At 45.6% G+C, this 1,736-nt stretch carries 3 protein-coding genes; 2 read left to right on the forward strand and 1 reads right to left on the reverse strand.

Annotation, left to right across the window (positions count from 1 at the left end):
* A partial coding sequence (locus KDD36_13685) for a hypothetical protein (protein MCB0397701.1) occupies nt 1-415 on the reverse strand: 415 nt, incomplete at its 3' end.
* Nucleotides 416-530: 115 nt separating this feature from the next.
* On the opposite strand from KDD36_13685, the gene KDD36_13690 reads away from it, so the two are divergent.
* Together KDD36_13690 and KDD36_13695 are read left to right on the forward strand one after the other, a co-directional pair.
* Nucleotides 531-1,430 (forward strand): hypothetical protein, encoded by a 900-nt coding sequence (locus KDD36_13690; GenBank protein MCB0397702.1) that lies wholly within the window; start codon nt 531-533, stop codon nt 1,428-1,430.
* Nucleotides 1,431-1,521: 91 nt separating this feature from the next.
* Nucleotides 1,522-1,736 (forward strand): patatin-like phospholipase family protein (locus KDD36_13695; protein MCB0397703.1); only part of this gene is annotated, 215 nt, incomplete at its 3' end.

Genomic DNA, 1,736 nt, shown 5'->3' on the forward strand with positions numbered 1-1,736 from the left:
TGGCCAGTCCGGTCTTGGTCAGAAATGTAGCCCGGTCTATCGGCACTCCCGGCATACCCACTGATTCTGTCCGGAATATTTTTTTCGAGATCGTGTTCAGAAAATGTATGAGGTCTTCCGCACCGTGAAACAAAATGAATATGATCTTGGGGATACCTGTTGCCAGACCCCATCCAAAAAGGTATGATGCACGGATGTGCAGCTCGGGAGAATATTGTGATCGGTAACCATAACTCAGCCACAACATGGAGACGATGAACGCCACCGAATGAAGCCAGTAAATTCCAACCAGCACCCTAAGCCATTTGGCCGGCAATGGCCAGGTCAGTTTCTTCCAACCTTTATATGCATAGGCATCAATCAGCAACAGGATCAATGCCAATATCGCAATGGAAGTATAAGGAAAGGTTCTCATTCACGTTACCTTGTAGCAGATTCAAAGGTAAATGAGAATATACTGGATAGGGATCAATTTTTGTTAAATTTTACAAAGGCCATGAAAAAATGTAATTTCGGCCAGCCATCGATTCATGGGAAGATTACAAAACATGACCAACTACGGAGCCGCATTTTGGGGATGCTTCATGCTGTTTGCCTTGCAGACAAGCGCGCAGGTATTTGAAGTTACCCCGGAAAACACCCAATACATCAACCAACACCTTGAACGCGGAAAACTGGTCAGCGAACTCAGGGATGACCTACTGGGTGGAACCTGGGTACTTTATTTTGATACGGAGAAACTCAGAAAGATTGAACAATGCACCTACAGGAATGAGAAACGTCATGGTGAGCATGTCTGCTGGTACCTGAACAGCCAGATGAAAAGTCGCACATACTATGAAAACGGCAAGAAAGTAGGCAAGGAAACACATTGGTATGAGAACGGTCAGATAATGAGCGAAACTTCAGCGCACAGCATTTCGGATACCGTATGCGATCGCAAAGAATGGTATAAATCCGGAGAACTGAGGTACACCGAAAAGCGCGATGGAAACAAAAGGTTGGGCACCGTATATTATCCGGATGGTACCATTAAATGCGAACGTGTTGAGATTTATGTTAATGACGGCTCCCTCCTTCTACCCCGGTACGTTCTGCTGAGCGAAGTATGCCGTTGCAAGAACGGAAACACCCTTTATGATTACTCCACCAAGGCAGGAGAACAGACGTCATTCAAAGAGTATCACTGCAACGGACAATTAAAAGCAGAGGGGCAAATGATCCAGGCCAAGGATTACAAAACAGGAACCTGGCGCTACTTCCGGATCGATGGCACTCCGGAACGGGAGGAGCATTATCAAGATGCCAAATCCGTCACCGAGACCAATGTCAAAACCGGAACCTGGATATACTACAATGAAGCCGGTTCAATCATCAGGCAGGAGATTTACGAAAAAGGGAAACTTCTGGAAAGTCGTTTTGAGGATTGATGTTTTTTTCCTTCATTTGACTATCGATTAAACCAATCATTTTCTTCAAACCAAGCCCTTACTAACGGATAAGGCAAAATAATCTAACATCATGATAAGGATTCTATCTATTGACGGAGGTGGAATACGTGGTATCCTACCCGGGCAGATTCTGGTGGCCCTTGAGAAAAAACTCCAGATAAAATCAAAAAACGAGAAGGCTCGCATCGCCGACTATTTCGACCTGATTGCAGGCACAAGTACCGGTGGTATTCTTACCTGTGCCCTGCTTGCACCGGACACCATCGACCCAAGTCGGTCTAAGCT

It is taken from the genome of Flavobacteriales bacterium (assembly GCA_020435415.1).
Classification (GTDB): Bacteria; Bacteroidota; Bacteroidia; order JACJYZ01; family JACJYZ01; genus JACJYZ01.